The following is a 22,719-nucleotide window of genomic DNA, read 5'->3' on the forward strand; positions in this document are numbered from 1 at the left end:
TCAGCGCCGGGTGCCGATGCCGACGAGGGTGCGCTCGTACGGGTCGAGGAACGCGCCGCGTACCGAGGGGGCGACACCGGTGATGACGCGCTGGTGGACCAGCGGGACGACGGCGTCGGTACCGAGGATCCGCGCCTCGGCGGCCATGGCCGCGTCCTGCCGCTCGGCGGTGTCGGCGGTGGCCTCGGCCTTGGCCACGGCCCGGTCGACGTCCGCGTCGCACAGCTGCGCCAGGTTGAAGTCGCCGTCGCAGGTGAAGTCGCTGGCGAGGACGGAGACGGGGTCGCCCGTGTCGACCAGGGCGTTGCGGGCGAGGACCAGCGCGTCGAACTTCCCGGCGAGTGCGTCGCTCTCCAGCCGCGAGTACTCGCGCACCTCCAGCGTGACCTTGAATCCGGCCTTCTCCAGCTGCTGCTTCAGCACCTGGGCGACTTCGGGGAGTTCGGGCCGGTTGTCGTACGTGGCCAAGGTGATCGAGGTGCCGTCGGGGGAGCCGGCCTGCGCGCGGCCGACCGGCTTGCTCCGCTTGCCCTCGGCCCAGGAGACGGCCGGCCCGTAGATGCCGACGCCCGCGTCCGCGTATCCCTCGTACACGTCCTTGGCGAGCACGGACGGGTCGGCGGCCTCGCGCGCGGCGGCGCGCAGCTTCGCGTCCTTGAAAGGGCCCGATTCGGTGTTGAGCAGCAGGCTGGTGGTGCGGGTGGTGGCCGTCGCCTTGCGGGTGGCCTGGTCGAGGGTGGCGGCCTGCGCGACGGGGATCGCCTCGACGAGGTCGGCCTGATCGGTGCGCAGGGCGTTCGCGCGTGCGGTGCCGTCGGCGATGAACTTCACGTCGACCCCAGTGGCTTGGGCGCGGCCGCCCCAGTAGTCGTCGTAGCGGTCGAGGGAGGCGGCGCTGCTGCCGGTGACCTTGGTGAGTTCGAAAGGGCCGGTGGCGGTGCCGACCGGATTGGCCCGGCCGGTCTTGCCGTAGGCCTTCGCGGCGAGGACGGCGAGGTTCGGGCTGGACAGGCGCAGCGGCAGGATCGGGTCGGGGGCCTTGGTGGTGATGCGCACGGCCCTGCCGCCGTCGGCCTTCGGGGTGAGGGTGACACCGGTCAGGGCGGCGGGCGCGGGCTTGGCCGCCGCGGCGTAGGTGAGGGCGTTGACCACCGCGGCCGGAGTGACGTCGGTGCCGTCCTGGAAGGTGGCCTCGCGCAGGGTGAACACCCAGGCGCGGTCGTTCTCACGGCGCCAGGACTCGGCCAGCGCGGGGGCGGCGGCGCCGTTGGCGTCGAGGGCGGTCAGGCCCTCGGTGACACCGAGGCGGCTGAGGATGGTGCCGTCCGAGCCGTACGGCGAGAGGTTCTCGACGGGCAGGAAGGCGAAGTCGACCCGCAGCCGGGAGCCGTCCTCGGCGTCGTCGGAGGAGTCGGTTCCGTTGCCGGAGGCGAAGCAGGCGGTGAGGACGGGGGCGAGCAGGAGGGCGAGGAGCAGGCGAAGTCGGCGCATGGTTTATCGCCCCGTCGGTATCTCGAAGTGGATGACCCCGTTGCCGCCGGGATCCTCGCGCTCGTCGTGCACGACCTTGCCGAGCGATCGCCAGAAGGGCTCGGCGCCGGGGACGGCCGGGTCTGTGTGCAGGTAGACGGCGCGGTAGCCGCCGTCCGCGGCCGCGAAGGCGAGCAGTTCGTCGACCAGGCGCCGGGCGAGGCCGCGCCTTCTGTGCTCGGGGCGGACGTACACCCTGCGCAGTTGCGCGGTCTCGCCGGAGGGGTAACGGTCGGCGACCCGGCGCGGGTTCGGCGGGTGGACCGGGCCCCGGGAGTCGAGCGCGGCCGTGGCCACGACGGCTCCGTCCTGCGGAGCGCGGGCGACGAGGAGGGTGTGGCGGGCGGGGACGAGATAGGCGGCGGCCGGATCGATGATGTCGCCGTGCCAGCGGGGCACGTAGCCGGTACCGAAGTCGCGGTAGACGGTGTCGAGCATCACGGCTCGCGCACCGTCGAGGTCGTCCGGGCTCGCTGCCCTGATGCTGTAGTCACGCACTTGCACATCATATGCATTAAGCCCGAACCGTGATCACGACGGGTGGCCGTCAGGCGAATTGACACTCGTCGTCGATTTGACACCCGTCGACCGGCCCCCTAAACCTACCGACATGACATCCATTTTCAAAAAGCTGGAGCGATAGAGAGATGGAGCGCTAGTGCGGATCGCATTCGTCGGCAAGGGCGGCAGCGGCAAGACCACCCTGTCGGCGCTCTTCACCCGGCATCTGGCAGGCTCCGGCGCGCCGGTCCTCGCCATCGACGGCGACATCAACCAGCACCTGGCCGAGGCCCTGGGCCACGACGGGGCCCCTCTGGGAGCACCCCCACTGGGTGCGCACCTCGGCGAGATCAAGGACTTCCTGCGCGGCTCCAACCCGCGCATCGCCTCCCGCGAGGCGATGATCAAGACCACGCCGCCCGGACGCGGCTCCCGTCTGCTGCGTCTGCTCGGCGACGACGAACTGCACGCGCGGCACGTACGGCGCGTGGGCGACGTACCGCTGATGGTGACGGGCGAGTTCGACGAGAGCGACCTCGGGGTGGCCTGCTACCACTCCAAGCTCGGTGGCGTGGAGCTCTACCTCAGCCACCTGGTCGACGGTCCCGGCGAGTACGTCGTGGTCGACATGACCGCGGGCGCCGACGCGTTCGCCTCCGGCCTGTTCACCCGCTTCGACCTCACCTTCCTGGTGGCGGAACCCACCCGCAAGGGCGTCTCCGTGTACCGCCAGTACCGTGAGCACGCCCGGGAGTTCGGGATCCGGATCGCCGTCGTCGGCAACAAGGTGACCGGCGAGGACGACCTGCTCTTCCTCAAGGAACAGGTGGGCGACGACCTCCTCACCCACCTGGTGCACTCCCCCTGGGTGCGCTCGGCCGAACAGGGCCGCGCCCAGGACGGGTTGGACTCCCTCGAAGCCCACAACCGGCACGCCCTGAGCGTCCTGCGCGAGGCCGTCGACTCCCGCCCCAAGGACTGGCCGGCCCTCCAGCGGCACGCCGTCGAGTTCCATCTGCGCAACGCCCGGTCCTGGGCGAACCAGGCGACCGGCCAGGATCTGGCGGCGCAGGTGGACCCGGACTTCGTACCGGGGCCGGCGGCGCTGGCCTGATCGCCTCCCACGACTTCGCCAACGACTTCACACACGACTTCACACACGCCTTCGCAACGGAACAGGAACCCCTCACATGTCTCTCGACGTCTCCCCGAAGCTCCTCGCCGAGGCCGAGCACGGTGACATCCGCGAGGAGGACTTCGTGGACACCGTCCGCACCTCCCTGCCGTACGCCTACGACCTGATCGCCTCCCTCGCCGCCGAACTCCAGGGCGGCCAGGTGGAGTTCACCGACAACCAGACCCCTCCCCCGTCCGAGCAGGAGCGTGGCCAGTTGCTGCGCGCCCTGGCCAGTGACGCCATCCGCGGCAGCCTGGAGCGCCACTTCGGTGTGACCCTCGCCTTCCAGAACTGCCACCGGGTGGCGGCGTTCCGGCCTCAGGCGCGGGGCGGCGAGACGCACGCGCGGTTCACGTCCGTGCGGTCGCAGGTGCTGAACCAGTCGCCGGAGTTCAGGGACTGCTGACGGCAAGGCCGCCGGGGCCGCCGACCCGGTCCAGGAAACCGGCCACGGTCGCGGCGAACCGGTCGGCGTCGTCGAGCCAGGGAAAGTGCCCGGCGCCGGGCTGGACGACGAGCTCCGCGTTCGGGAACAGTCCGGCGTACTCCCCCAGCGCCCGCGGAGGGCCCGTCACATCCACCTCGCCGGCCAGCACGAGCACCGGCCCCGGGAAGGCGGCCAGGGCCGGGCGCGTGGCCTCGGGGGTGAAGGCGCCGTCCGAGGCGTAGCGGGCCGCGGCCTCATCGTTGCGCTGCTTGTCTTCGGCGGCCTTGACGGCCCGGGCCCGCTCGTCCCAGCGGCCGAAGGAGAACGGGGCGATCGCCTGCCAGGCGTCGGGGGCCGGCCGGCCGGCGGTGATCGTCTCCAGGGCCTCGTACGCCGGGGTGAACCACGGTTCGTCCCGGCGCAGGCGTGCGGTGCGCAGACGGTCCTCGGGGGTGATCTCGATGCCGACCGCGTAGACACTCGGGGTGATCAGGGCGAGACGCGCGACACGGTCGGGGTGGCGGGCCGTGTACAGGGCCGCCAGATTCGCTCCGGCCGAGTGCGCCAGGAGGTCCATACGGTCCAGGCCGAGTTCCTTCCGCAGCGCCTCGACGTCGTCCACCTGACGGTCGCAGCGGTACGACGCGGGGTCGGCGGGCGTCACCGAGTGGCCCGTTCCTCGCAGGTCCAGCCTGATCAGGCTGCGGCGGGTGGTCAGGCCGCCCAGGTCGCCCAGGTAGACGGAGTCCTGCATGGGGCCGCCGGGAAGGCAGACCAGGGGCGGGCCGTCCCCGGACACGTGGTGGGCGAGGCGGGTTCCGTCGGGCGCGGAGAAGGTGGGCATGCGCGCGAGCCTGTCAGCGGGCGCTGTGCCGGGCAACTGGATTGCGGCGGCGCATGATCAGCGGGCGCCGGCTCCCTGGCTGATGGCGGCCCCGCCCGCGTACGGGAGGGGCCGCCTCGTGCGCTACCGCGTCGGCGCCGGGGCGTAGCCGGTGGGCCGGGTCGTGAAGGTGCCGCGGCCCTGGGTGCGGCTGCGTCACGACTCGTCTGTCACGTCATGGCACACGCGGCCCTGTCATTGGGCGGCGTGTGCCGCGTGGTGAGTTGAGGGACAGGGAGGGGCGGGGCACGGGATTCTCGTCGCCCGCGCCTGCGCCGGGGCCCGGTCTCAGCCTGGCCCCGGGCCCACCCCGCCCTTGAGGCGTTCCAGGTCGGACGGGCGGACCTGGATGACCAGGACGGCGATCAGCGCGGCGACCACGGTGAAGATCGCCGCCGCGATGAAGGCGGCCGACACGCCGGCGGTGAGGACCTCGTCGGCCCAGGGCGGCGGAAGATCACCGGTGCGTTGGAACCGCAGGCGCTCGGCCGGGGTCGCCTGCGACAGGAAGCGCGGGATCTGCTCCTCCGCCTCGTTCGTGCTGGCCGTGCCGAACATCGTGACCAGGATGGACAGCCCGAGCGAACCACCGACCTGCTGGGTGGCGTTGAGCAGTCCGGAGGCCGCGCCGGTCTCCCGGATGTGGACGTTGGAGAGCGCCATGAGGGTGAGCGAGACGAACTCCATGCCCATGCCGAGGCTGAAGACGAGGAGCGGCCCGAGGACGCTGCCCGCGTAGGTGGAGTGGACGTCGGTCAGGGTCAGCCAGGCCAGGCCCGTCGCCGCCAGGATCGCACCCACCACCATGAAGGGCTTGGGGCCGTACGTGGGCAGGAACCGCGAGGCCAGCCCGGCGCCGATCGCGATGACCGCGCTGACCGGCAGGAAGGCGAGCCCGGTTCGCAGAGGACTGAAGTCCAGCACGTTCTGCACGAAGAGTGTGAGGAAGAAGAACATGCCGAAGATCGCGGCGGCCAGGCACAGCATGATGCCGTAGGTGCCCGCGCGGTTGCGGTCGGCGAACATGTGCAGCGGCGTGATCGGCTGCCTGGAGCGCCGCTCGATCAGGATGAACGTCACGAGGACGACGACGGCCGCGGCGAACGAGGCCAGCGTGAGCCCGTCCCGCCAGCCGTCCTGCGCGGCCCGGATGAATCCGTACACCAGCAGCACCATGCCCACGGTCGAGGTGAGCGCGCCGGTGATGTCGAAGTGGCCGGGATGGCGTTCGGACTCCTTGATCCAGCGGGGTGTGGCGAGGGCGATGAGCAGGCCGATCGGGACGTTGACGAAGAGCACCCATCGCCAGTTCAGCCATTCGACGAGCATCCCGCCCGCGAGCAGTCCGATCGCGCCGCCGCCCGCCGAGACCGCGGCGAAGACCCCGAAGGCACGGTTGCGTTCGGGCCCTTCGCGGAAGGTGGTGCTGATCAGCGCGAGGGCGGTCGGGGACGCGATGGCGCCGCCGACGCCCTGGAGGGCGCGGGCGGCGAGGAGTTGGCCGGCGTTCTGGGCGAGCCCGCCGAGCAGGGAGGCGAGCACGAAGAGCAGCACCCCGAAGATGAACACGCGCCGTCTGCCGAGAATGTCGCCGACCCGGCCGCCGAGCAGCAGCAGACCGCCGAAGGTGAGGGTGTACGCGTTGACCACCCAGGACAGGCTGGCCGTGGAGAAGTCCAGGGACCGCTGGACGTGCGGCAGCGCGATGTTCACGATGGTGATGTCCAGCACCACCATCAGCTGACACGAAGCGATGACCAGCAACGCCATGGGGCTCCCGCCACCGCCGGGTTCCCGGGCGGTGGTCTGTGCTGGGGGCGTCGGCTGCGGGCTGGTCATGGCAGGTCGCACTCTCGGGGGTCGAAACCCTCGCGAGGAGACAGTGCACGTTTCCGTCCACTGCGGTCCACCGTTCGACCGTACGCCCGTCTCCGGAACGCGACCACTCGAACGGCGTACTCGGCCTCAGGCCGCCGCTACGGCACCCGTTCGCCCCCGCCACGCGGGATCGGAGGCCGCTGCAACTGAGGCAGGCGGCACTCAGGGGGCATTCGGCCGCGAGGCCATTTGCGGGTCAGGTCCGAAGCGTAGGGAGGATCACCGCCGACGGGCGCTCCGGATCGTGGAAGACCTGCTGGTCCGCGGCGCGCAGGGTGACTGCGGTGGCGCGGGGTTCTCCGGTGCCGGGGTTGCGGTTGTAGCTGGGGAAGGCGCCGCTGGAGACCTGGACGCGGATGCGGTGGCCGCGCCGGAATCGGTACGCCGTCGGCCACAACCGTACGGTCGCACACGTGAGTTGGTCGGCGTCGACGAGGCTCATCAGACCGTCGCAGACGTTGGTCGAGCGCCCGTCGGCGTCGACGTCGCACAGGCGGACGAAGACATCGGCGTACGGGACGCTGGAGCGGAAGAAGATCTCGGCGCTCACCTCGCCGATGACTTCGACGTCCTTGTCCAGTACGGGAGTTGTGAAGGTGAGGACGTCGGGACGGGCCTCCAGGGCGGTGTTGTCGACGCGGCCGGACTTGACGCCGACGGCCATCCGGACGCCGCCGACGGCGGGCGTGGGGTCGGCGGGGTCGTAGCGGTAGCCGTCGGGGGGCGAGTCCGCGGGCGCCTCGGCGCAGAGGGCGCCGCCCGGCTGGAGGTGGAGGCGCTGGGACTCGTATCCCGGTGGCGGCCAGGACGGGAAGTCGCGCCACTTCTCCTCGCCCATGACGAACAGGCGCACCGGGGCACGCTCGGCCGGTTCCTCGCCCCGGGCCAGGGCCAGGCCGAAGTCGAGGGCCTCGGCGGCGGCCGTCCGTCCCACGCCCATGGAGATGTGGGCCCAGGGGCCTACGGTGAGGCGGGTGGCCCGGCCCGCCTCCTGGAGCGTCCGGAAGTCCCGCGGCTGACCGGGCAGGAAGATGTCGTACCAGCCGCCGACGGTGCTGACCGGAACGCTGATGTCGGCCACCCGCCGGCTGTGGTCGAGGACCCGCCAGTACGGCGAGTCGGCGTCATGGGCGAGGACATCCTGGAAGTAGGCGGAGGGCCGGCCCAGGACGGCGGTGTCGGCCCGGTTCAAGGGCAGTGTGTACCAGGCCCGGCGTTCCTTCCGCAGCCGCAGAGCCTGGCGCACCAGCGCGAACCGGCGTTCCTGTTCGGCGACTTGGAGGCCCCAACCGAGCGTCGCCTCCAGAGAGAACGCCTCCGTGCGGAGGAACTCCAGCGTGAAGGCCGATTCGGAGACCGCCGGGATGACCGCCTTGACCTGGGGCGGAAGCCGGTCGGCCACCGCCCACTGGGCGAAGCCGAGGTAGCTGCCGCCGAACAGGATCACCGACTCGCCGAACCAGGGCTGCTTGATCACCCAGTCGACGGTGTCGAGCCCGTCCTCACGCTCGCAGCGCAGCGGGTCGAAGCCGCCGCCGGAGCCGAAGGTCCCGCGCGTGCTCTGGACGAGCACTTGGAAACCGCGCTCGGCCAGCGGCCGGACCATCTGCGCCGCGATCACGCCCGATCTGCCGTACGGGATGCGGAGGAGGGCGGTCGGCATACCGTCGCCGCCCGACCGTGGAACCCAGCGGTCGGCCAGCAGCTCGGCTCCGTCGCGCATCGGGACGCGCAGGTCGGGTACGACGGTCAGGTCCCTGGTCAGGGGCGGGGGCAGGCGCAGCATGCGCTGGACGAGGTGGCTGCCGAGGTTCATCGGGGACGGCCTGCGGGCGTGGGAGCGAGGGCGGGGTGGCTCCGGGCGAGCACCGTCGACAGGCGCAGCAGGCGGTCCGCCAGTTCCTCGGGGTCGAGGGGGTCGTCCGCGTCGATCACCCATTCGTTGACGATCGCGCCGGTCCCGCCCGTGATCATCGCCGCCAGGTCCTGTGCCGTGGCCTCGTCGAGATCGCCGAACAGCTCCCGCAGACCCGTCATGGTCAGCAGCGAGCCGAACAGTCTGTTCAGGGCCCTGGTCATGGGGAAGGCGCAGGATCCGGTGAGCATCGCGCGGTAGAAGGGCCGGTGCCGGGCGAAGTGCCGGGCCATCGCCAGCACGCGCGCGCGGCGCGGGAAGTTCGCGTCCCCGGCCTCGGGGATGAGCTCCCGTTCGACCAGATCGGCCGCGGCCGCCAAAAGGAGCGCGTCCCGGTCCCCGAACTGCAGGTAGACCAACTGCCGCCGGACAGCTCGGCAAGATCACCGAGGAGCAGGCGGCGGAGGCGCTGCGGGCCTTCGGCCCGGGTGAGGACGGCGGGCGGGCCTACCGCGAGGCGTTCCCGGACGCCTCCGCCGGGGAACTGTACGAACTCGTGCAGACCGACTGGCTGTTCCGCATGCCGACCCTGCACCTGGCCGAGGCGCAGGCAAAAGGGGGCGGGCGGGCGTACCTGTACGAGCTGGCCTGGCAGTCCCCGGGCAACGGCGGAGCACTGGGCGCCTGCCACGGGCTGGACGGCCCGCTGCTGTTCGGCACCTACGACGCCCATGAGCCCGCTGGCCATCGGCCCGGAGCCACCGCCGGGGCCCGCGACCTGACGTCCCAGATCCGCACGGCCTGGACGTCCTTCGCCACCTCGGGCGACCCGGGCTGGCCCGCCTACGACTCCCGGCAGCGCCTGACCCGGATCTTCGACACGCCCCCGTCGGTCACGCCCTGCGCCAGGCCATGACCCAGCCGGTGGCCAGCTGCACGGATCATTAGGCAGAGGGCCAGTTGACTGCCGACCCCCGGGGCGATCTGGCTGCCGCGCGCGCCGACGGGGCGGCCGACAGCCAGAAGGCGCAAGGTCCGGGGAAGCAGCCGCTCGGCGAGGCGAGTGAGCGCTCAGCGGTCGCCCGGCGAGGTGGCCGGGATGTCTTGTGAGGGCTGCTCGTGGGCGTCCGCTTCCAGGCGTGGTGCGGTATGCCGGTCGGTGCGGTGCTGCTCGCGTGGAGCGGCCGTCCTGAGCCGAGGGGTGCCGGCGGGTCCGGGCGGGACGGGGTCCTCCGCCGCTGTCGGATCCTCGGGCCGGGTGTCCGGGTGCAGCGTCTTCAGCGCCGCGAGCGTTTCTTCCGGCGGGCACAGGTCCGGGCGGCCGGAGAGGGTGCCGGTCAGGGCGACACGTCCGGCCGCGCTTCCCACCAGGCGGGCGATGGCCGCTTCGGGCATGAGGCGGGTTCCGTGCCGGGCCGCGTTCAGCACCGCGTAGGTGTACCGCCGATCGCCGCTGTGTGGCTCGCCCTGCGGGCAGGGCCGCGAACGGGCGCTGCTGTCGTGCTCCACCGCGGCGAGCTGGTACGCGGCGTCCCTGCGCGAGCAGACGTATCGGAAGAAATTTGAAGAGACCGGAAGAGAAGGCAGCGTGACTGTCAGGCGGCGCCGGCCACCATGGAGACCGGCAGGCGCTCGTGAGAGGGCACAGAGACGCGGGGCAGCGGCGGCAGCGGCGGCAGCGGGGAATCGAATGCCGAACCGCCTCCTCAACCGGGGCCGCTTCGAGGAGCACTGCGGGCGAATCTCCGGGCGGCGCCGAAGGGAGTCGAGGGCCCGACGCATATCACCTCACGTGGCAGCGTCACGGTGCTGTCCGGCGGTGCCCCGGTGGAGGAACCGGTGGAGGAACCGGTGGAGCGGGTACGGCAGGTCATGGGCTTCGCCGTGCGCGTCCGACGCCGTGGCAAGGGCTTCCCGCTGCGTTCCGGGGAGCTGGTGGCCTTCGTCGGGAGCCGGGTTCAGGAGTAGCTGGGGCTCCCGGTGGAACTCACGGCTCCGACCGGACTCGCCGTAGAGGTGGACCGGGACGATGTCTTCCTCTCGGTGGAGCGGATCCCGGGACAGGGTGGGCTGCCGGTGGGCTCCAGCGGGCGCGCGGTCGTCCTGCTGTCCGGGGGTACGACTCGCCGGTCGCCGCCTACCGCGCGATGCGGCGTGGCCCGCACTGCGACTTCGTTCACTTCAGCGGTGCCCCGTACACCGGTCCGGCATCGGCGTACAAGGCGGACGCACTCGTGCGCGAGCTGGCCCGCTACCAGCCTCCCTGGCGACCGCGGGAACCGGCCGGCTCCCGGTAATGGCACAGCGGCGGCTGATGGTGCGGGTGGCTGGCGAGCTCGCCCGCGACACCGGGGCCCGTCTGGTGACCGGCGACAGCCCGGGCCAGGTGGCCAGTCGGACGCTGGCCAATCTGGCCGCGGTCGATGAGGCCGGGCCGCCGCCGGTACTCCGGCCTCTGGTCGGGCGGGACAAGACGGAGACCATGGCGGAAGCGGCCCGGATCGACACCGAGTCCGTTTCCAGGCTGCCGGACGAGGGCTGCTGCCGGCTGTTCGGGCCACCCCGCGTTGCCACCGCCGCGAACGAGCGGCAGCTGGCGCGCCTGGAGCGGCGCCTGGACATCGAGCAGACGTGAACGAACTCCTCAACCGCGTCCAGGTGATCCGCCCGAGCGACTTCCAGGGCGCGCGGCGCGCCGGGACGCCTGCGGCCGCCAAGGGGGTGTCCGGCGGATCAGGCCGCAGGAAGGCAATGGCGCCTCATCATCAGCGCGGCTGCGGCATGGATCCGCCGGGCCCCTAGTCTCGCCTCTGCCTCGGCGATCTGCCTCGGCCTGAATCGCTCAACGGGGCCGGGGGCTGTCGGCGGGGCTTGGCAGGGCGGAACAGGAAGTCCTCGAACGCCTCCATCGCGAGTATCAACAGCATCATGAAGAGCGGTAGGAGCAGGGCTATCAAGATCACGGAGCCTCCCGAGGGAAGTGTGATCGGGCTCTGCGGCTTGATGGATCTCGCTCGGCGTGCTCGCGAGAACGTGCCTCTCAAGCTGCGCGTCTGCTGGTCACCGCAGTCACCTCCTGCGTGAAACAACCGGGCGCCCTCAGTGTGGGGCCGAACGGAGCAACGCGCACGCCGAGGTGGCTCGCGAGTAACGCCGAGCCGGGGCTCAGCCCACCGACGAAACGGTCACTCATCTCAGACGGTCGTGGGGAACGTACGGCCGCAGGGCGCGGAGCGCTTCGTCGGGTTCGGGGACCGAGAGAGCCAGGCGACGAAACGGCGCACTGCGGCGCAGTTCCACGCACAGCACCGGTCCCCTTTCCCGGATCACGGCGAAGTCCTGGCCGTCCGGCAGCTGCCGGATGCCCGCGTACAGCCGTTCGGGGATCCAGATGCCCCTGACGTGTGCACCGCGAAGAGCGCGCCACCAGTCGGGCTCGACGTGCACGCCACGCAGCGCGGCGACGGGTACGCGAAGGCCACGGCGGCGTGCTGCCAGCTTCTCCCACCAAGCGAGCCGGACGACGATGTCGGTGCCCTCTACCGCTACGCGGGCCACAGTCAGCTGGTGATCTCGATGCGGCGTCGCTCTGGCTGGTCGGCCTTGGAGACGCGTACGGTGAGCACGCCGTCAGTCAGTTCGGCGCTGATGTGCTCGGTGTCGGTGTCGGCGGGAAGGCTCATGCGGCAGTCGAACTGTCCGACCCCCCGGGTCTGCCGACGCGGGATGCCGGTGCGTCTCCTCTCCCTGACCTCGCCATGCACGGCCGGCTCGGAGTCGACGACCTCGATGGTCACCTCATCCCTGCGCACGCCGGGCAGGTCGACCTCCGGCAGGTATGCGTCGTCGGTCTCCTCGATGTCGGCCGACGGCTCCCAGGCACCCACCTGGGTGACCAGCCCACCTCCACCGGGGACAGCCGAAGCCCACAGCTCTCCGAGCTTTTCCCGGACCTCCTGCCACTCGTAGAGCAGACCCCATGGCGCGGTCGATCCCGCACGACGTGCCGGCAACGTCATGTCGATCTCCTCGTCATTCTCGGAATCGCTTGCTCTTCCCAGCGGCCGGCACTGGCCGCCCTGGAAGGACTCGGCCACAACCGGTTCGCCGAGGTCGGGGAGGCATTCGCCCCTGCCCGGCACGCGCGGCCCGATCCCGCGAGACCCCCGACGCCGAGCCGGGAACGATCGTGGAGGTCATGCGCCCCGGCTGCGGCGGCAACGACCACCTGCCGCGCCCGCCGCCGTCGCCGCCGGGGCCAAACCCCTGAGTGCGCGGTGACAGCACCTGCCGACGACCGCACCGGGTGGCTCCTGCGCGGTGCTGGGCACCCTGACAATCCCCAGGCTTGGGCATCCACGTCCCACCGTTGGGACGAATCGCGATCCGTCGCCAGGGTAGTGAGTCCGCACAACGCCAGCACGCCGATACCGTCTGAAGGGCGCCCGCAGCGCACGGTCCCGGTCAGTGCCTTCCCTCGCACGGCCGAGGCCGTCAGGGCCAGACCCGAGGGCCGAGAGAGCGGCCGCCGCCATGCGCAGACGACCGGCAGGACGGCCGCGAGCCCGTCGCCCCCGGTCCCTGCCCTTCCGAAGGTGATCCCGGCGTCGGCGAGGTCACGGTTCCCTACCCGTGTCAACGATGCTGGTTCTTCCGTCATCCGAAACACGATGCGGCGCGCCGCTCTCGGACCAGGCCCCCTCCGCCCCAGTGAGCGGACTTTCACCCGCACGGGCCGCCGCTTCGACCAACGCGGCCTGCGAGCGCACGCACGCGATCACCTCGACAAGCTGATCACCCAGCAACTTGCAGGCGCCGGGGCTCATGCTCATCCCCAACCCAGTCTCCTCTGCGCGTCGTTCGACTCTCAGACAGGCCGACCCACAACGGCCAGCACCACCGCGGCAACGACCGTCACCGCCGAGCAGATGACCATGGCAGCCCGGCCCCACCCGCTCGGACAACAGCCGACGCCGAGCCACTGCGCCCTGAGTAATCGGGCCGGCAAGTTCCGAGCAGGGGCTGCGGACGGCACGGCATCACGAAGAGGTTCCACACACTGCACAACGCGTAATCAAGACCAACGACAACGCTGCCGCGCCGTCATCACACCAATGGCCCAAGTCGCCTCCCGGGCCGGCCCCGCAGTGACCATGAAACATGGATGGTGCCGACCGGAGCTCGGTCGGCACCATCCATGTGCGCAAAGGTTGTGTCCGAGGGGGGACTTGAACCCCCACGCCCGATAAAGGGCACTAGCACCTCAAGCTAGCGCGTCTGCCATTCCGCCACCCGGACCAGGTGTCTGCCGCCTTGCCAGGGGTGCTCCCGGCGGCGACATGGACAACAATACCAAGGTTTCGGGGTGCCTTTCACCTGCGTATCCGTCGCGCGAACGCCGACTCCGGAGGCGCTCCCCGGAGGCACTGATGGCCATGACGACCGTGCTGGTCTCGGCGTCGCCGGCGCGCCCCACCCGGCCCGGGGCGGCGGGATCGCCGGCGACGCGGAACCGTCACGGCATGAGGTGGTAGTCCGGGAAGTTCCCGGGCAGCCTCTCCCCCGCCGGGCCCTGTGTCACGGCACGCACCAGCAGCTGTCCGCCCACGAACGCCCCGCGCCAGGACGCGCCGAAACCGCCGAACAGCTCGTCGCGGTCGCCCCGCGAGCGCGGCTTGCCGTGCCCGACCTTGAAGGCCCGGATCTGCGGGGCGAGCCGGTCGAAAGTCGCCCGGTCGTCCGTCGACAGCGTGGCCACCAGCGCACCATTGGACGCGTTCATCGCGGCCAGCAGCTCCGCCTCCGTGTCGACCAGGACGATGGTGTCGACCGGACCGAACGGTTCCGCATGGTGGAGGGGTGAGGACCGGGGCGGGTTGAGAAGCGTGACCGGTTGGACGTACGCCGATGTGTCCTGCCCCGACAGGAACCGCGCGTCGGCCGGCTTGCCGCGGTGCAGCGGTACGGCGCCGCGGTCGACGGCCTCGGCGACCTGGTCGCGCAGCTCCTTGGCCTTGGCCGCGTTGATCACCGGCCCGAAGTCCAGCTCCGGGTACGGGGCGTCGGGCTGCTCGACTGCGAGCGGATGGCCGACCCTGAGCGTGCGGACCGCCGGCAGGTACGCCGCCAGGAACTCGTCGAACAGTTGCCGCTGGACGACGAAGCGCGGGTATGCCGTGCAGCGCTGCTTGCCGTAGTCGAAGAGCTTGGGGACGACCGCCGTGAGCGCGTCCCAGTCCGTGTAGTTCCAGATGCCCCAGGTGTTGAGTCCTTCCTGCTCGAGTACGTGACGTTTGCCGAGGTCGGCGACGGCCGTGGCCACCGCGGCACCGGTGTCGCGGCCGCCGACGAAGGAGACGCAGCCGATCTCGGGCGCCCGCACCAGCGCCTGGGACAGCTCGCCTCCACTGCCGCTGACGAGGGTGACGGGAACCCCCTCGCGGGCGGCGAGCGCACAGGCCAGCGTCAGACAGGCGACACCGCCGTCGGTCGGGGTCTTGGCGATGACCGCGTTGCCTGCCAATGCCTGTACCAGCAATGCGTGAACGAGCACGCTCATCGGGTAGTTCCAGCTCGCGATGTTGGACACCGGGCCGCCCAGCGGGGCCCGGCCGTCGACCATGGACTCGATGCCGTCGACGTACCAGCGCACGCCGTCGATGGCCCGGTCGACGTCCGCCTGCGCGAGCCGCCAGGGCTTGCCGATCTCCCAGACGAGGAGGAGCGCGAGCAGTTCGCGGTGCTCGGTGAGGGAGTCGAGGGTGGCGGCGACGCGGGCGCGACGCTCGTCGAGGGGGATGTGCCGCCAGGCGCGGTGCTGGTCGAGCGAGGCGCGTACGGCCTGGTGGGCGGTGGCCCGGTCGAGCCGCGGCGGGCCCGCGATCGGGCTGCCGTCCACGGGGCTGGTGGCGGGCAGTGCCCGGCCGTCGGCCTGCCAGGCGGAGTTCCAGAGGTTGAGGACGCGGTCGTCCTGGAAGGCCTCGGGGGCGACGGCGAGGCAGCGTTGCCAGGCGTCGGTCCAGGAGGTGCCTGATTTGAGGGTGAGGGTGGTTGCCATCGGGCGTTCTCCGCTCTCGGTGCACAGTCGGGGGCGGGTCGTGCATGGCTGTGGGGGGACGCTAGCGAGGAGCCGCGGCTTCTGAAGGTGACCCCGCATTGACCATGAGTGATGTCACTGTGCCCCCAGCTTCGTCAGAACCAACTGCGCGGTCTCTGTCGGCGTGCTCCCCACCCGCACTCCGACCGCCTCCAGCGCCGCCTTCTTCGCCTGTGCCGTGCCGGACGAACCGGAGACGATCGCACCCGCGTGTCCCATGGTCCTGCCTTCGGGCGCGGTGAATCCGGCGATGTAGCCGACGACGGGCTTGGTGACGTGCTCGCGGATGTACGCGGCCGCTCGTTCCTCCGCGTCGCCGCCGATCTCCCCGATCAGGACCATGAGTTCGGTGTCGGGGTCCTCCTGGAAGGCGGCGAGGCAGTCGATGTGGGTGGTGCCGACGACCGGGTCGCCGCCGATGCCGACACAGGTCGAGAAGCCGATGTCGCGGAGTTCGTACATGAGTTGGTAGGTGAGCGTGCCGGACTTGGACACCAGGCCGATGCGGCCCGGTTTGGTGATGTCGGCCGGGATGATGCCCGCGTTTGACTGTCCCGGGGTGATCAGGCCCGGGCAGTTGGGACCGATGATCCGGGTGCCCTTCTCCCTCGCGTGGGCGGTGAAGGCGACGGAGTCGTGGACCGGGATGCCCTCCGTGATGACGACCGCGAGACCGATGCCTGCGTCGGCGGCCTCGACGACGGCGGCCTTGGTGAAGGCGGGCGGTACGAAGACGACGGTGACATCGGCGCCGGTCGACCGTATACCGTCGGCGACCGACCCGAAGACGGGTACGGCCCGGTCGTCGAAGTCGACGGTGCGGCCGGCCTTGCGCGGGTTGACGCCGCCGACGACGTTCGTGCCGGCCGCGAGCATGCGCCGGGTGTGCTTCATGCCCTCGCCGCCGGTCATGCCCTGGACGAGGACCTTGCTTTCCTTGGTGAGGTAGATCGCCATGTCCCGTCTCCTCAGGCTGCGGTGGCGAGTTGGGCGGCACGGCGGGCGGCGCCGTCCATGGTGGTGGCCTGCTGGACCAGCGGGTGGGCGCGCTCGTCGAGGATGGCGCGGCCTCGGGCGGCGTTGTTGCCGTCGAGGCGCACGACGAGCGGGCGGGTCAGCTGGATCGTGTCCAGGGCCTGCACGATGCCGTCGGCCACCGCGTCGCAGGCGGTGATCCCGCCGAAGACGTTGACGAAGACGGACTTCACGGCCGGGTCGGAAAGGATGACCGACAGTCCGTCGGCCATGGTGGCGGCCGACGCCCCGCCGCCGATGTCGAGGAAGTTGGCGGGGCGGGCCCCGCAGCCGGCGACCACGTCGAGGGTCGACATGACGAGACCGGCACCGTTGCCGATGACGCCGACCTCGCCGTCGAGCTTGACGTAGTTGAGTCCCTTGACGGCGGCCGCCGCCTCCAGCGGGTCGTCGTGCACTGCGCCCTCGGCTCCCCAACGCGCCTGGCGGAAACGGGCGTTGTCGTCAAGGGTGACCTTGCCGTCGAGGGCGAGGATGTGCCCCTGCCTGGTGCGGACGAGCGGGTTCACCTCGACGAGGACGGCGTCCTCGCGCACCAGCACCTCCCACAGCCGCACAAGGACGTCCACCGTCTGCGGCGGGAGTCCGGCGGCCTCGGCGATCTGCGCGGCCTTCATCGAGGTGACACCCTCGGCCGGATCGATGTGCATACGGGCGACGGCATCCGGTCGACTGGCGGCGACCTCCTCGATCTCCATGCCGCCCTCCGCCGAGGCGATGGCGAGGAAGCGGCCCGCCGTGCGGTCGAGGACGTACGAGACGTAGAACTCCGTGTCGATGTCCACGGGTTGGGCGAGCATCACCGCGCCGACCGTGTGGCCCTTGATGTCCATGCCGAGGATCTGGCGGGCCGTCAGTTCCGCGGCGGCCGGATCGGCAGCGAGCTTCACGCCGCCCGCCTTCCCTCGCCCGCCGGTCTTCACCTGGGCTTTCACGACCACCCGCCCACCCAGGGCGCGAGCGATCTCTCGCGCCTTCTTGGGCGAATCCGTCACGCCGGCCCTCGGCACCAAGATGCCGTGTTCTTCGAAGAGTTCCCTTGCCTGGTGTTCGTACAGGTCCATTCCGGCTCCTGACTCAAAAGTGCCGCACGCCCCCTGGACACCACCCACTGGATGCGGGATAACAAGGTTCATACAGTATTCGTCGACTGTATGCAATGTACTGCGAGAGCGTTCCCACCCCTACGAAGGGACAGGACTTCGCCATGCCCGACGACACCCAGGACGTCATTTCCGGTGGTCATCTCGTTGCCAAAGCGCTGAAGGCCGAGGGCGTCGACCGCATCTACACGCTGTGCGGCGGCCACATCATCGACATCTACGACGGCTGCGTCGACGAGGGCATAGAAGTCGTCGACGTCCGGCACGAGCAGGTCGCCGCCCATGCCGCCGACGGCTACGCGCGCATCACCGGCAAGCCCGGCTGCGCGGTCGTCACCGCCGGTCCCGGTACGACCGACGCCGTCACCGGTGTCGCCAACGCCTTCCGCGCGGAGTCCCCGATGCTGCTGATCGGCGGCCAGGGGGCCCTCACCCAGCACAAGATGGGGTCCCTCCAGGACCTGCCGCACGTCGACATGATGACGCCGATCACCAAGTTCGCGGCGGCCGTGCCGGACACGGCCCGGGCCGCGGACATGGTGTCGATGGCGTTCCGCGAGTGCTACCACGGAGCGCCCGGCCCCTCCTTCCTGGAGATCCCGCGCGACGTCCTCGACGCCAAGGTGCCGGTGGACAAGGCGCGGGTACCGAAGCCCGGCGCCTACCGCGCCTCCACCCGCTCGGCCGGCGACCCCGAGGCGATCGAGAAGCTCGCCGACCTGCTCGTGCACGCCGAGAAGCCGGCCATTCTGCTGGGCAGTCAGGTGTGGACGACCCGCGGCACCGAGGCGGCCATCGAGCTCGTACGGACCCTCAACATCCCGGCGTACATGAACGGCGCGGGACGCGGCACGCTGCCGCCCGGCGACCCGCACCACTTCCAGCTGTCGCGCCGGTACGCCTTCTCCAACGCCGACGTCATCGTGATCGTCGGCACGCCCTTCGACTTCCGCATGGGCTACGGCAAGCGGCTGTCGCCGGACGCGACCGTCGTGCAGATCGACCTCGACTACCGGACCGTCGGCAAGAACCGCGACATCGACCTCGGGGTCGTGGGCGATGCCGGTCTGGTGCTGAAGTCGGTGACCGAGGCGGCGTCCGGTCGCGTGAACGGGGGCGCGTCGAAGCGCAAAGAATGGCTCGACGAACTGCGCGCCGCCGAGCAGACGGCGATCGAGAAGCGGCTGCCGAGCCTGAAGTCGGATGCCTCGCCCATCCACCCGTACCGGCTGGTCAGCGAGATCAACGACTTCCTCACCGAGGACTCGATCTACATCGGGGACGGCGGCGACATCGTCACCTTCTCCGGGCAGGTCGTGCAGCCCAAGTCACCCGGGCACTGGATGGACCCGGGCCCGCTGGGCACGCTCGGCGTCGGCGTCCCCTTCGTGCTCGCGGCCAAGCAGGCGCGGCCCGACAAGGAAGTGGTGGCCCTCTTCGGCGACGGCGCCTTCTCCCTCACCGGCTGGGACTTCGAGACCCTCGTCCGCTACGACCTCCCCTTCGTCGGCATCGTCGGCAACAACTCCTCCATGAACCAGATCCGTTACGGCCAGAAGGCCAAGTACGGCGAGGAACGCGAGCGCGTCGGCAACACCCTCGGCGACGTCCACTACGACAAGTTCGCCCAGATGCTCGGCGGTTACGGCGAGGAGGTCCGCGACCCCGCCGACATCGGCCCCGCGCTCCGGCGCGCCCGCGAGTCGGGCAAGCCGTCGCTGATCAACGTCTGGGTCGACCCGGACGCGTACGCCCCCGGAACCATGAACCAGACCATGTACAAGTGAGGTGAGCCCGGTGACCACCAAGGCACTCGAAGGCATCCGTGTCCTGGACATGACCCACGTTCAGTCCGGGCCCTCCGCGACCCAGCTCCTGGCCTGGCTCGGCGCGGACGTCGTCAAGCTGGAGGCGCCGACCGGTGACATCACGCGCAAGCAGTTGCGCGACCTCCCGGACGTCGACTCCCTCTACTTCACGATGCTCAACTGCAACAAGCGGAGCATCACCCTCAACACCAAGACCGAGCGCGGCAAGGAGATCCTCACCGAGCTGATCCGGCGCTCGGACGTCATGGTCGAGAACTTCGGACCGGGCGCGGTCGACCGAATGGGGTTCACCTGGGACCGCATCCAGGAGATCAATCCGCGGATCGTCTATGCCTCCATCAAGGGGTTCGGCGACGGCCCGTACACCAACTTCAAGGCATACGAAGTCGTCGCGCAGGCCATGGGCGGGTCGATGTCGACCACCGGTTTCGAGGACGGGCCGCCGCTGGCGACGGGGGCCCAGATCGGGGACTCGGGCACGGGTGTCCACGCCGTGGCGGGGATTCTCGCGGCGCTGTACCAGCGGGAGAACACCGGGCGCGGTCAGCGGGTCAATGTGGCCATGCAGCACGCTGTGCTCAACCTCTGCCGGGTGAAGCTGCGCGACCAGCAGCGCCTGGCACACGGCCCGCTCGCTGAATATCCCAACGACGACTTCGGCGACGAGGTTCCCCGGTCCGGAAACGCATCCGGCGGCGGGCAGCCCGGCTGGGCGGTCAAGTGCGCGCCGGGCGGGCCGAACGACTACGTGTACGTCATCGTGCAGCCCGTCGGCTGGCAGCCGCTCAGCGAGCTCATCGGCCGGCCCGAGCTGGCCGACGACCCCGAGTGGGCGACCCCGGAGGCCCGGCTGCCCAAGCTCAACAAGATGTTCCAGCTGATCGAGGAGTGGTCCTCGACGCTCCCGAAGTGGGAGGTGCTGGAGAGGCTCAACGCCCACAACATCCCGTGCGGGCCGATCCTGTCCACCAAGGAGATCATCGAGGACTCCTCGCTGGTCGCCAACGAGATGGTGGTCACCGTGCCGCATCCCGAGCGGGGCGAGTTCGTGACCGTGGGCAGTCCGTTGAAGCTCTCCGACTCCCCCGTCGAGGTGAGCGGTTCACCGTTGCTCGGCGAGCACAACGAAGAGGTCTACATCGGCGAGCTCGGCCTCGGCGACGAGGAGCTGCGCCTGCTCAAGTCGAACGGAGTGATCTGACGTGATGGCCGAAGACCGCCTCCTGAGGGTGCGCACGCTCCTCGACTCCGTGCGGGCCGAGGGACGCACGGCACTGACCGCGCCCGAGGGCAAGGTGATCGCCGACGCGTACGGGATCGCCGTACCCGGGGAGGAGCTGGCGACCGACGTCGACGAGGCCGTGGCGTACGCGGCGCGCTTCGGCGGGCCGGTCGTGATGAAGATCGTCTCGCCGGACATCCTGCACAAGACCGACGCCGGCGGTGTGATCGTCGGTGTCGAGGGCGCCACCGACGTGCGGGCGTCGTTCCACCAAATCATCGACAACGCGCGCGCGTACAACCCGCAGGCCCGTATCGAGGGCGTCCAGGTGCAGGAGCTGCTGCCCCAGGGGCAGGAGGTCATCGTCGGCGCCGTGACCGACCCGACCTTCGGGAAGGTCGTGGCCTTCGGACTCGGCGGGGTGCTCGTCGAGGTCCTCAAGGACGTCACCTTCCGGCTGGCGCCGGTCGACGCGGACGAGGCGCTGTCCATGCTCGACTCGATCCGGTCGGCGGAGATCCTGCACGGGGTGCGCGGCGCGCCGGCCGTGGACCGGTGGGCGATCGCGGAGCAGATCCGCCGGGTCTCCCAACTGGTCGCGGACTTCCCCGAGATCGCCGAGGTCGATCTGAATCCGGTGATCGCCACGCCGGAGGGCGCGGTCGCCGCCGACATCCGGGTGATCCTCGCCGAGAAGCAGCCGCCACCCCGTCGGACGTACACGCGCGACGAGATCCTCACCTCCATGCGCCGGTTGATGCAGCCGAGCTCGGTCGCCGTCATCGGCGCCTCCAACGAGCAGGGCAAGATCGGCAACTCGGTGATGCGCAACCTCATCGACGGCGGCTTCTCCGGGGAGATCCATCCGGTGAACCCCAAGGCCGATGACATTCTGGGCCGCAAGGCGTACAAGAGTGTCACCGACGTTCCCGGTGAGGTGGATGTGGCGGTCTTCGCGATCCCCGCCAAGTTCGTGGCCTCGGCCCTGGAGGAGGTGGGACGCAAGGGGATCCCGAACGCCGTACTGATCCCCTCCGGGTTCGCGGAGACCGGTGAACACGCGCTCCAGGCGGAGATCGTGGCGATCGGCGAACGGCACGGCGTCCGGCTGCTGGGGCCGAACATCTACGGCTACTACTCGACGTGGCAGGACCTGTGCGCCACGTTCTGCACGCCGTACGACGTCAAGGGCGGGGTCGCGCTGACCTCGCAGTCCGGTGGCATCGGGATGGCCATCCTGGGCTTCGCGCGGACCACGAAGACGGGCGTGTCGGCGATCGTGGGCCTCGGCAACAAATCGGACCTGGACGAGGACGACCTGCTGACGTGGTTCGGCGAGGACCCGCACACCGAGTGCATCGCGATGCACCTGGAGGACCTCAAGGACGGTCGCGCCTTCGTGGCGGCCGCGCGGGCGACCGTACCGAAGAAGCCAGTGGTGGTGCTCAAGGCGGGGCGTACGGCGGCGGGTGCCAAGGCGGCCGGTTCGCACACCGGTGCTCTCGCCGGGGACGACGCCGTGTACGACGACATCCTGAAGCAGGCCGGGGTCATCCGGGCGCCCGGTCTGAACGAGATGCTGGAGTACGCGCGCGCGTTGCCGGTGCTTCCCACTCCCCAGGGCGACAACGTCGTGATCATCACCGGGGCCGGCGGCAGCGGTGTGCTGCTGTCCGACGCGGTGACCGACAACGGCCTCACCCTGATGGAGATCCCGCCGGACCTGGACGCGTCCTTCAGGGAGTTCATCCCGCCCTTCGGGGCCGCGGGCAACCCGGTGGACATCACCGGGGGCGAGCCGCCGTCGACGTACGAGGCGACGATCCGGCTCGGTCTCGAGGACCCGCGCATCCATGCGCTCGTCCTCGGCTACTGGCACACCATCGTCACTCCCCCGATGGTCTTCGCGGAGCTCACCGCGCGCGTGGTGGCCGAGTTCCGGGAGCGCGGGATCGAGAAGCCGGTGGTGGCGTCGCTGGCGGGCGACGTCGAGGTCGAGGAGGCCTGCCAGTACCTGTACGAGCGAGGGGTCGTGGCGTACCCGTACACGACCGAGAAGCCGGTGGCCGTGCTCGGCGCGAAGTACCGCTGGGCGCGGGCGGCAGGACTCCTGGGGAGCCCGACGAGAACCGCGCCGGGCCCGGGCACCGGACCGACCGAGCCCGCCTCGACGCCGTCGCCGC

General features: G+C 70.7%; 21 protein-coding genes and 1 tRNA gene. 9 read left to right on the forward strand and 13 right to left on the reverse strand.

Features of this window, described 5'->3' with window-relative positions; genetic code table 11:
- Nucleotides 1–1,491: an ABC transporter substrate-binding protein gene (locus tag ABT063_RS47680; RefSeq protein WP_351067654.1), complete on the reverse strand. Its 1,491-nt coding sequence runs from the start codon at nt 1,489–1,491 to the stop codon at nt 1–3.
- A gap of 3 nt (nt 1,492–1,494) precedes the next feature.
- Nucleotides 1,495–2,028: a GNAT family N-acetyltransferase gene (locus tag ABT063_RS47685; RefSeq protein WP_351067657.1), complete on the reverse strand. Its 534-nt coding sequence runs from the start codon at nt 2,026–2,028 to the stop codon at nt 1,495–1,497.
- 160 nt (nt 2,029–2,188) lie between these two features.
- On the opposite strand from ABT063_RS47685, the gene ABT063_RS47690 reads away from it, so the two are divergent.
- Both ABT063_RS47690 and ABT063_RS47695 read left to right on the forward strand, forming a co-directional pair.
- Nucleotides 2,189–3,145 (forward strand): ATP-binding protein, encoded by a 957-nt coding sequence (locus ABT063_RS47690; protein ID WP_351067660.1) that lies wholly within the window; start codon nt 2,189–2,191, stop codon nt 3,143–3,145.
- 76 nt (nt 3,146–3,221) lie between these two features.
- On the forward strand, nt 3,222–3,614 hold the full coding sequence (locus tag ABT063_RS47695; protein WP_351067662.1) for an SCO5389 family protein: 393 nt from the start codon (nt 3,222–3,224) through the stop codon (nt 3,612–3,614).
- Here the strand turns inward: ABT063_RS47695 and ABT063_RS47700 are convergent.
- The 4 genes from ABT063_RS47700 to ABT063_RS47715 all read right to left on the reverse strand — a co-directional run bounded on the left by ABT063_RS47700 (nt 3,601) and on the right by ABT063_RS47715 (nt 8,670).
- Nucleotides 3,601–4,479, reverse strand: coding sequence for an alpha/beta fold hydrolase (locus tag ABT063_RS47700; protein WP_351067665.1), 879 nt, complete (start codon nt 4,477–4,479; stop codon nt 3,601–3,603). The genes ABT063_RS47695 and ABT063_RS47700 overlap by 14 nt on opposite strands.
- 327 nt (nt 4,480–4,806) lie before the next feature.
- Nucleotides 4,807–6,288 carry an MFS transporter gene (locus ABT063_RS47705; protein ID WP_351067702.1) on the reverse strand — a complete coding sequence of 494 codons (1,482 nt, stop codon included), beginning with the start codon at nt 6,286–6,288 and terminating at the stop codon, nt 4,807–4,809.
- Nucleotides 6,289–6,592: 304 nt separating this feature from the next.
- Nucleotides 6,593–8,212: a CocE/NonD family hydrolase gene (locus ABT063_RS47710; RefSeq protein ID WP_351067668.1), complete on the reverse strand. Its 1,620-nt coding sequence runs from the start codon at nt 8,210–8,212 to the stop codon at nt 6,593–6,595.
- Nucleotides 8,209–8,670, reverse strand: a complete 462-nt coding sequence (locus ABT063_RS47715) for a TetR-like C-terminal domain-containing protein (RefSeq protein ID WP_351067670.1) — start codon at nt 8,668–8,670, stop codon at nt 8,209–8,211. Before ABT063_RS47715 ends, ABT063_RS47710 begins: the two co-directional genes overlap by 4 nt.
- A gap of 137 nt (nt 8,671–8,807) precedes the next feature.
- Here ABT063_RS47715 and ABT063_RS47720 point away from each other — a divergent pair, with 137 nt between their 5' ends.
- Nucleotides 8,808–9,167: a carboxylesterase family protein gene (locus tag ABT063_RS47720; RefSeq protein ID WP_351067672.1), complete on the forward strand. Its 360-nt coding sequence runs from the start codon at nt 8,808–8,810 to the stop codon at nt 9,165–9,167.
- A gap of 155 nt (nt 9,168–9,322) precedes the next feature.
- On the opposite strand, the gene ABT063_RS47725 is transcribed toward ABT063_RS47720, so the two are convergent.
- On the reverse strand, nt 9,323–9,646 hold the full coding sequence (locus ABT063_RS47725) for a hypothetical protein (RefSeq protein WP_351067674.1): 324 nt from the start codon (nt 9,644–9,646) through the stop codon (nt 9,323–9,325).
- Nucleotides 9,647–10,090: 444 nt separating this feature from the next.
- On the opposite strand from ABT063_RS47725, the gene ABT063_RS47730 reads away from it, so the two are divergent.
- The 3 genes from ABT063_RS47730 (at nt 10,091) to ABT063_RS47740 (ending at nt 10,886) form a co-directional block, all read left to right on the forward strand.
- A complete protein-coding gene (locus ABT063_RS47730) occupies nt 10,091–10,219 on the forward strand; it encodes a hypothetical protein (protein ID WP_351067676.1) in 129 nt (42 codons plus the stop codon).
- A 179-nt stretch (nt 10,220–10,398) separates the two neighbouring features.
- Nucleotides 10,399–10,548, forward strand: a complete 150-nt coding sequence (locus ABT063_RS47735; RefSeq protein WP_351067679.1) for a hypothetical protein — start codon at nt 10,399–10,401, stop codon at nt 10,546–10,548.
- Entirely contained in the window at nt 10,548–10,886 is a 339-nt protein-coding gene (locus tag ABT063_RS47740; protein WP_351067682.1) for a tRNA sulfurtransferase, read from the forward strand. Before ABT063_RS47735 ends, ABT063_RS47740 begins: the two co-directional genes overlap by 1 nt.
- 554 nt (nt 10,887–11,440) lie before the next feature.
- Here the strand turns inward: ABT063_RS47740 and ABT063_RS47745 are convergent.
- The 6 genes from ABT063_RS47745 to sucC all read right to left on the reverse strand — a co-directional run bounded on the left by ABT063_RS47745 (nt 11,441) and on the right by sucC (nt 17,446).
- A complete protein-coding gene (locus ABT063_RS47745) occupies nt 11,441–11,809 on the reverse strand; it encodes a hypothetical protein (RefSeq protein ID WP_351067685.1) in 369 nt (122 codons plus the stop codon).
- 2 nt (nt 11,810–11,811) lie between these two features.
- A complete protein-coding gene (locus ABT063_RS47750) occupies nt 11,812–12,270 on the reverse strand; it encodes an Hsp20/alpha crystallin family protein (protein WP_351067688.1) in 459 nt (152 codons plus the stop codon).
- Nucleotides 12,271–13,464: 1,194 nt separating this feature from the next.
- Nucleotides 13,465–13,549: transfer RNA gene (locus ABT063_RS47755), tRNA-Leu, on the reverse strand.
- A 217-nt stretch (nt 13,550–13,766) separates the two neighbouring features.
- A complete protein-coding gene (locus tag ABT063_RS47760; protein WP_351067690.1) occupies nt 13,767–15,308 on the reverse strand; it encodes an aldehyde dehydrogenase family protein in 1,542 nt (513 codons plus the stop codon).
- A gap of 114 nt (nt 15,309–15,422) precedes the next feature.
- Nucleotides 15,423–16,304 carry a succinate--CoA ligase subunit alpha gene (gene sucD / locus ABT063_RS47765; protein ID WP_351067692.1) on the reverse strand — a complete coding sequence of 294 codons (882 nt, stop codon included), beginning with the start codon at nt 16,302–16,304 and terminating at the stop codon, nt 15,423–15,425.
- 11 nt (nt 16,305–16,315) lie between these two features.
- Nucleotides 16,316–17,446: an ADP-forming succinate--CoA ligase subunit beta gene (gene sucC / locus ABT063_RS47770; protein ID WP_351067694.1), complete on the reverse strand. Its 1,131-nt coding sequence runs from the start codon at nt 17,444–17,446 to the stop codon at nt 16,316–16,318.
- Nucleotides 17,447–17,589: 143 nt separating this feature from the next.
- On the opposite strand from sucC, the gene ABT063_RS47775 reads away from it, so the two are divergent.
- From ABT063_RS47775 to ABT063_RS47785, 3 genes are all read left to right on the forward strand, one after another.
- Nucleotides 17,590–19,272 (forward strand): thiamine pyrophosphate-binding protein, encoded by a 1,683-nt coding sequence (locus ABT063_RS47775; RefSeq protein ID WP_351067696.1) that lies wholly within the window; start codon nt 17,590–17,592, stop codon nt 19,270–19,272.
- A gap of 10 nt (nt 19,273–19,282) precedes the next feature.
- Nucleotides 19,283–20,515, forward strand: a complete 1,233-nt coding sequence (gene frc / locus ABT063_RS47780; protein WP_351067697.1) for a formyl-CoA transferase — start codon at nt 19,283–19,285, stop codon at nt 20,513–20,515.
- A 4-nt stretch (nt 20,516–20,519) separates the two neighbouring features.
- Nucleotides 20,520–22,719, forward strand: a 2,200-nt coding sequence (locus ABT063_RS47785) for an acetate--CoA ligase family protein (RefSeq protein WP_351067699.1), incomplete at its 3' end; no start/stop codon positions are given.

The sequence above is a fragment of the Streptomyces sp. NPDC002838 genome, assembly GCF_040295365.1.
GTDB lineage: Bacteria > Actinomycetota > Actinomycetes > Streptomycetales > Streptomycetaceae > Streptomyces.

What these genes read in the sequence shown, in the direction of transcription:
- ABT063_RS47735 (WP_351067679.1), top strand. Translation starts at nt 10,399, where the DNA reads ATGCGGCGTGGCCCGCACTGCGACTTCGTTCACTTCAGCGGTGCCCCG.
- ABT063_RS47760 (WP_351067690.1), bottom strand. Translation starts at nt 15,308, where the DNA reads ATGGCAACCACCCTCACCCTCAAATCAGGCACCTCCTGGACCGACGCC.
- ABT063_RS47725 (WP_351067674.1), bottom strand. Translation starts at nt 9,646, where the DNA reads ATGCCCGAAGCGGCCATCGCCCGCCTGGTGGGAAGCGCGGCCGGACGT.
- sucC (WP_351067694.1), bottom strand. Translation starts at nt 17,446, where the DNA reads ATGGACCTGTACGAACACCAGGCAAGGGAACTCTTCGAAGAACACGGC.
- ABT063_RS47740 (WP_351067682.1), top strand. Translation starts at nt 10,548, where the DNA reads ATGGCACAGCGGCGGCTGATGGTGCGGGTGGCTGGCGAGCTCGCCCGC.
- ABT063_RS47775 (WP_351067696.1), top strand. Translation starts at nt 17,590, where the DNA reads ATGCCCGACGACACCCAGGACGTCATTTCCGGTGGTCATCTCGTTGCC.
- sucD (WP_351067692.1), bottom strand. Translation starts at nt 16,304, where the DNA reads ATGGCGATCTACCTCACCAAGGAAAGCAAGGTCCTCGTCCAGGGCATG.
- ABT063_RS47680 (WP_351067654.1), bottom strand. Translation starts at nt 1,491, where the DNA reads ATGCGCCGACTTCGCCTGCTCCTCGCCCTCCTGCTCGCCCCCGTCCTC.
- ABT063_RS47710 (WP_351067668.1), bottom strand. Translation starts at nt 8,212, where the DNA reads ATGAACCTCGGCAGCCACCTCGTCCAGCGCATGCTGCGCCTGCCCCCG.
- ABT063_RS47695 (WP_351067662.1), top strand. Translation starts at nt 3,222, where the DNA reads ATGTCTCTCGACGTCTCCCCGAAGCTCCTCGCCGAGGCCGAGCACGGT.
- ABT063_RS47700 (WP_351067665.1), bottom strand. Translation starts at nt 4,479, where the DNA reads ATGCCCACCTTCTCCGCGCCCGACGGAACCCGCCTCGCCCACCACGTG.
- ABT063_RS47750 (WP_351067688.1), bottom strand. Translation starts at nt 12,270, where the DNA reads ATGACGTTGCCGGCACGTCGTGCGGGATCGACCGCGCCATGGGGTCTG.
- ABT063_RS47705 (WP_351067702.1), bottom strand. Translation starts at nt 6,288, where the DNA reads ATGGCGTTGCTGGTCATCGCTTCGTGTCAGCTGATGGTGGTGCTGGAC.